This window comes from Microbacterium sp., from assembly GCF_043427715.1.
Classification (GTDB): domain Bacteria; phylum Actinomycetota; class Actinomycetes; order Actinomycetales; family Microbacteriaceae; genus Microbacterium.
In genome coordinates, this window is the sequence record NZ_JBHWTD010000005.1 from 1 (window position 1) to 6,209 (window position 6,209).

Consider the following 6,209-nt stretch of genomic DNA (forward strand, 5'->3'; position numbering starts at 1 on the left):
TGCGGCCAGGCGGGCGGCGGCGGCACGGACCCTGCCCCGGGCCACGCCGACGGCGACGCCGCGGTGAACGGAGCGTAGGGCGGCGTTGCTCCGGTGGGCGGGGGCACCGGTCGCGTCAGGAGGGGACGGGAGCCTCGCCACGGCGTCGGCCCGAAGCCGAGGATGGTCGCCCACACCGGGAACAGGAACAGCGCGACGACGGTCATCCCGCCGCCGTACCCGAACCCGGGGTTGATGCGGTGCGCGGACACCACGAGGAGGACCAGAAGGATCGCGCCGCCGACGCCCGGGAGGAACCCCAGCAGCGCGAGCCACGGACTGAATCCGCCCCACTTCAGGACGGTGGCGACGTTGAGCACCGGCACCCACGCACGCCACTTCTCCTCGCCCATCTTCGCGAACATCGCCGCGAGGGCGACGGCGACCCACGCGTACACAGCCAGGAGGAGCACGAAGCTGAGCAGGCCCAGGACTGTGTTGGCAGCCTCGTCGACACCAGGGTTCATGGCTCCAACCCTAATGAGCGGCGCCGCCTCGGTGGAGGATCACAAGCCGGCGAGGCCGTCGCCGCCATCGAACGGGGCGTCGAGGGAACGCGTGAGCTCCTCGAGCATCGCCGCGATCTGCGGCTCGACGAACTGTCCGACCGCGGCCTGGATGCGGAGCCGGTGACGGAGCAGGATCGTGCACACCTCGCGACCGATCATGCTGGCGTACTCATCGGCCAGGCGGACCTCCTGCCGGAGCGCCGCCTTCGCCTCCTCCGACAGGGGCGGAAGCGCGGGGACCACGGCATCCGCTTCGTCGGCCATTCCCGCGATCGTGAACAGGAAGGGAGCCCCGGGGACGGGGTCGGGGTCCAGCGGCATCCCCTCGAATTCGGGCTCGAGTCCCTCTGCCGGCCGATAGCTGCGCGCCCGGTTGCGGTCGGCTTGGGTGTCGAGCTCCGCCTGGAGCATGGGGAGATTTCGCGAGGTGTACTGGGCGACGGCGTGATCGACGATGGTCTTCACCCGGGTGGAGAGACCGTGCTGCACCCCGTGCGGCACGTCCGATCCGAGACCGGCGGCCGAGAGGATCGGCGACCCGAGGCACCGGCGACACGGAGCGACCCGGCCGCGGTGGGTGGCCGGCTCCCAGCGCGGCAACCAGCGCAGCCAGGCGTCGACAGCCTGGCTGACCTGCGTCTCGAGGGAGCGCTCCACGGTCACCATTGTCGCGGAAACACCGGCGGATCGGGGGACATTCGGATCAACGGATGCCACCTGGTCGCCGCAGCCGCTCCCGCGGCCCGGTCACTCGTCCTCGTCCCGCTCCCACGGCCACTCCGGCCGGCCCGCCCGGGTGCGCACGAGCGCAACGCCCGACCACGCGGCGACGAACGCCGCGAGCACGAGCACGAGCGTGAACCAGGACAGCAGGAACGCACCCGCCGCACTCACCGTACGGGCCGGGTCGATCCCGCCGAGGAGACCGCCGAGGACGATGCCCCCGACGTAGGCGGCGGTCGTCGCCAGGGTCACCCAGCCGGCCGCGGGATAGCGCCCGCGCCGTGTCGCCGTCCACTCGGTCGCGGCGAAGGTCACGCCGGCGAGGATCATGGCGGTGATGCCGGGAGCATGCCCGAGCCCGGGCGTGGCGAGGACGTCCTGGCCGGTGAAGAGGCTGGTGAACCCGAAACCGCAGATCGCGAGAGCGGCGAACCCAACCGTGGCGAAGAACGCCGCGACCGGCGGCGACACGCCCTGGCCGGGCTCGTCCATCAGTACTGGTGCAGCTGCGGTCCGGCTTCGAGCGTGCGCTCGTATTCGCGCTGCGCCTCGGCGTTGAGCTCGGTCACGCGGCGTCCGCGAGCAGCCACCCAGGCGCCGAACCAGATCGTGATCTCACGACCGAGGACGAAGGCGATGACCGCGAGCGGGGCGAACAGCTGCTCGCTGACGAGAGTGCCCGCCTCGGAGGGGGCGATCGTCCAGAACGGGGCCTCGAACAGCTGACCCAGCAGGTAACCGCCGTACGAGAACGCGCCGACGATCAGGCCGAAGACGACCCACAGGCCCCAGCGGCCACGGTTGATGAACGCACCGAGCAGCCAGAAGCCGAGGAAGAAGACCGCGACGGGAACCCAGAACGCCCAGGTCATCAGGGTGTTCAGCGCGGCATCGGCGACCTCGTCGAGGGCGAGACCGTCGACCGTCGCGGCGACACCCAGGTTGGCGCCGAGGAAGAGGATCGCGAACACGAGCGCGGCGAGAAGGCCGATCGCGCCGGCGGCGCCGCGGTTGCCGCGAGGACGGGGCGCCTCGGGAGCCTGCACGAAGATCGGCTGCTGCGTGTAGGCGGCGGGCGGAGTCGCGGCATCCGTCTTCTGCTCCGACGAGCTCGCACGCTCTGCGACCGGCTCGCTGGGCGTGACGGTCGCGGGGGCGACAGCCGTGGGGGTCGCGTCGTGCGCGTACGCCACCGTCGCGGGCGCGGCCGTCGCCGCCGTGGTGTCGGACTTCTCGTCCGGGGTGGTGTCGGCCGCAGGCTCGGCGGTGGTGTCCCCCGCGGGCTCGTCGACGCTCGGACGGTACAGCGGCTCGCTGCTCACCGCAGACGCGGACGCAGCGGAGTCGTCGTCGGAGTACTTGCCGTAGTCGATGCTGAGGTCGGAGCCGCGGTCCTCGAACTCGAAGGACGAGTCGCCGCGTTGACGCTCGGTGTTCCGCGACGCAGCCTCCGCCTCGGCGAGGCTGTCGTTGGCGCTGCCGACGACGTCGTCGACGGCGGGGGTGGCGCCGTCGGTCGTCTCTTCGACGGGCTCGCCATACCCGGGCTCACCGTAGGTGGGCTCGCGGCGCTCGGGGTCACGCTCTCCGAACTGGGGGTCGCTCATGGCCTCGTACTCCTCACGCGGGGGCGCGCGCCACCGCATCTGCGAGCGTATCCCCGCAGACCGCCGCGTCTGCGGAGGCGTGCCGTCGTGTCTCCACCCCACCGGTGAAAGAGCGCTCCGCCGGTGCGTATCGTTGAGGCATGGCCCGCCTGCTCCCGCCCTCCGCTCGAACGGTGGCGGTCGCCGGAGCCCTGGCTGCGCTCCTGCTGACCGCGGGATGCGCGCCGGAACCGGATGCCGCGCCGAGCCCGACCGTGCCCGTCGCCTCCCCCACGCCGACGGTGACCCCGGTGCCGATCGCCGAGTTCCCCTACGGCGTCTCGACGTCGACGACAGCCCTGCCGCAGGACTGCGAGAGCATCCTCACCGACGAGATCCTCTCCTCACTGGAGGGGATCCCGCTGAACGCGCCCGGGATGGGCGGCGGCATCCGCCCCGACAGCAGCCGCGTCTGCGTGTGGGCCGATCCTGGCGCGAGCATGACCCGGCTCGTCACGGTCGTGGGCTACGCCCCCGAGCGTGAGGCGCGGGACGCCCTGTACCTCCTCGGCGTCGACGAGGGGTACCTCTGCTACGAACCCGACGCGGGCATCCGGTGCGAGAAGACGTGGGAGGACGGCGCACTGGGCCTGCCGGCCGGGCGCACCGTCTACTGGCGCGACGGGGTCGCGGTCGACACGCAGTACTCGAACCTCGCCCCGCAGGGCTACACGACCGCGATCGTCGACGCGCTCTGGCCGAACGGCTGAGTCAGCCCTCGATCGCCCACGCGTGTCGGCTGACGCGCTCCTCGTACGTGGCGATGTCCCAGCCCTGGCGCGAGGTCGACAGCCAGCGCCCGCCGTCCGCCTCGATCGTCTCGACCAGCGCGCCGTCGGTGCGTGTGCAGCGCACGAGTGGCGCATCGTCCTCGCAGGTGAACCCCGATCCGGGGAGCGACGCCCGGGCGACCGCACCGGCATCCGTGGGAACGCGCGCGAGCGTCGTCGAGATCGTCCCCGCCTCCGACGTCCACGCACACGTGAGCGTCACCTCGGGCTGAAGTGCGTCCGCCAGTGCGGATGCCGATGTCGTCGGTGCCTCGGTGGAGGTGACGAGCGCCGAGCCGTCGGCGAGCCGAAGCGCGGTCCACACCGCCTCGTCGTAGAGATCGCGGCACTGCACGGTCGCCCCGGCGTCCGCTGTCGGCGTGGGGTCGGGTTCGGCGTCGGCCGCCGGCACACTGTCGGGGTCGATGAACCGCTGCACCTCGACCGCGGCCGCGGTGAACCACGTGGTCGCGGCGGGGAACAGGGGCGCGGCGATCACCGCGATGGTCACCACGATCGCGGCGCACACGATGCCGACGAACCACGCGAAGACGGTGTTGCGTCCCCCCACCCGAGCCATGCCCCCACCGTACGACGGCGGCGGCGCGGCATCCGTCCGCACCGCCGGGGAAACGACGACGGGCCCCGGGTACATGTCCCGGGGCCCGTCGTTCGGATGCTTCCGCATCCGGTCACCTATCTCAGTTGTCCTCGCGACGTCGTCGCTCGGCAACCTCAATCGGCTCGGGTGAGCGAGCGAGCTCGCTCACCTCTCGCCTCAATCAGTTGTAGGTGCCCGGCGTGAAGTCGTCGGTCGAGAAGCTGTCGAAATCGACGTAGCTCAGGTCGGCGTCGCTGTACGCGCCGTCCGAGGCGAAGATGCGGTTGGGGTACCGCTCGCTCTTGGCCTCCTCCGTCGCCTCGACCACGACGTTGCGGTACTTCGCAAGGCCGGTGCCGGCGGGGATGAGCTTTCCGATGATGACGTTCTCCTTGAGGCCGACGAGCGGGTCGCTCTTGCCCTCCATGGCCGCCTGCGTGAGGACGCGGGTGGTCTCCTGGAACGATGCGGCCGACAGCCACGACTCCGTCGCGAGCGACGCCTTCGTGATACCCATCAGCTCGGGGCGACCCGAGGCCGGGCGCTTGCCGGCGGCGACCGCTTCGCGGTTCATCTGCTGGTAGCGCTTGAAGTCCACCAGCTCGCCGGGCAGCAGGTCGGTCTCGCCGTGGTCGACGACGGTGACCTTCCGCAGCATCTGGCGAACGATGACCTCGATGTGCTTGTCGTGGATCGGCACACCCTGCGACCGGTAGACGCCCTGCACGCCGCCGACGAGGTACTTCTGGACCTCGCGGGCACCCTGCACTCGCATGACCTCCTTGGGGTCGAGCGTGCCGACCTGCAGGGGCTGACCGACCACCACGCGCTGGCCGTCCTCGACGAGGAGGGTGGCGCGCTTGAGGACCGGGTAGACGTGCGGCTCGTCGCCGTTGTCCGGCGTCAGGATGACCTTCTTGGCCTTCTCGGTCTCGTCGATCTTGATGACACCGTCGGCTTCGGCGATCGGGGACGCGCCCTTGGGGGTACGCGCCTCGAACAGCTCCTGCACGCGGGGAAGACCCTGCGTGATGTCATCGGCCGAGGCCGAACCACCGGTGTGGAAGGTACGCATCGTCAGCTGGGTACCGGGCTCACCGATCGACTGGGCCGCGATGATGCCGACGGCCTCGCCGATGTCGACGAGCTTGCCGCTGGCCAGCGAACGGCCGTAGCACTTGGCGCACACACCGACGGCCGAGTCACAGGTCAGCACCGAGCGGACCTTGATGGTCTCGATGCCACCGGCGACCAGCTTGTCGATGAGGACGTCACCCACGTCGTCGCCCGCCTCGGCGAGGACGGTGCCCTGCGCGTCGACGACGTCGGCGGCGAGGGTGCGGGCGAACACCGAGTTCTCGACGTTCGCGTCACGGACGAGCGAGCCGTCGGTGCCGGGAGCGGCGATGGTGAACTCGAGGCCCTTGCCGGTGCCGCAGTCCTCCTCGCGGATGATGACATCCTGCGAGACGTCCACGAGACGACGGGTCAGGTAACCCGAGTCGGCGGTACGGAGGGCCGTGTCGGCCAGACCCTTACGGGCACCGTGCGTCGCGATGAAGTACTCCGCCACCGACAGACCCTCGCGGTACGAGGAGATGATCGGCCGGGGGATGATCTCACCCTTGGGGTTGTTCACCAGGCCTCGCATACCCGCGATGTTGCGGATCTGCAGCCAGTTACCACGGGCACCCGAGCTCACCATGCGGTTGATGGTGTTGTCGGACGGGAAGTTGTCCCGCATCGCCTTCTGGACCTCGTCGGTCGCCTCGGTCCAGATCTTGATGAGCTCCTGACGACGCTCGGCGTCGGTGGTGAGACCCTTCTCGAACTGGCCCTGGACCTTGGCCGCCTTCTTCTCGTAGCCGGCGACGATCTCCTTCTTGGTGGGAGGCGTCAGCACGTCGCTGAGGGCGACGAG

Annotated in this window: 6 protein-coding genes and 1 pseudogene; 1 reads left to right on the plus strand and 6 read right to left on the minus strand. The window is 70.6% G+C overall.

Annotated features, from left to right (window positions below; all coding sequences use genetic code 11):
• From ACHFGS_RS00630 to ACHFGS_RS00645, 4 genes are all read right to left on the minus strand, one after another.
• Positions 1–506 (minus strand): DUF5684 domain-containing protein (locus tag ACHFGS_RS00630; protein WP_394289043.1); only part of this gene is annotated, 506 nt, incomplete at its 3' end.
• Between the two features lie 39 nt (positions 507–545).
• On the minus strand, positions 546–1,205 hold the full coding sequence (locus tag ACHFGS_RS00635; RefSeq protein ID WP_394289044.1) for a spermidine/putrescine ABC transporter substrate-binding protein: 660 nt from the start codon (positions 1,203–1,205) through the stop codon (positions 546–548).
• A 90-nt stretch (positions 1,206–1,295) separates the two neighbouring features.
• Complete coding sequence (locus ACHFGS_RS00640; RefSeq protein ID WP_394278837.1) at positions 1,296–1,763, minus strand: DUF6121 family protein; 468 nt, start codon at positions 1,761–1,763, stop codon at positions 1,296–1,298.
• On the minus strand, positions 1,763–2,878 hold the full coding sequence (locus ACHFGS_RS00645) for an ABC transporter (RefSeq protein ID WP_394278838.1): 1,116 nt from the start codon (positions 2,876–2,878) through the stop codon (positions 1,763–1,765). The genes ACHFGS_RS00640 and ACHFGS_RS00645 overlap by 1 nt, the downstream gene beginning before the upstream one ends.
• A gap of 140 nt (positions 2,879–3,018) precedes the next feature.
• On the opposite strand from ACHFGS_RS00645, the gene ACHFGS_RS00650 reads away from it, so the two are divergent.
• The gene (locus ACHFGS_RS00650) at positions 3,019–3,627 is read left to right on the plus strand and encodes a hypothetical protein (protein ID WP_394278839.1); all 609 of its coding nucleotides are present in this window, start codon (positions 3,019–3,021) and stop codon (positions 3,625–3,627) included.
• Position 3,628: 1 nt separating this feature from the next.
• On the opposite strand, the gene ACHFGS_RS00655 is transcribed toward ACHFGS_RS00650, so the two are convergent.
• Both ACHFGS_RS00655 and ACHFGS_RS00660 read right to left on the minus strand, forming a co-directional pair.
• On the minus strand, positions 3,629–4,267 hold the full coding sequence (locus ACHFGS_RS00655; RefSeq protein WP_394289045.1) for a hypothetical protein: 639 nt from the start codon (positions 4,265–4,267) through the stop codon (positions 3,629–3,631).
• A gap of 202 nt (positions 4,268–4,469) precedes the next feature.
• A pseudogene (locus ACHFGS_RS00660) lies at positions 4,470–6,209 on the minus strand (DNA-directed RNA polymerase subunit beta'); the annotation flags it as partial.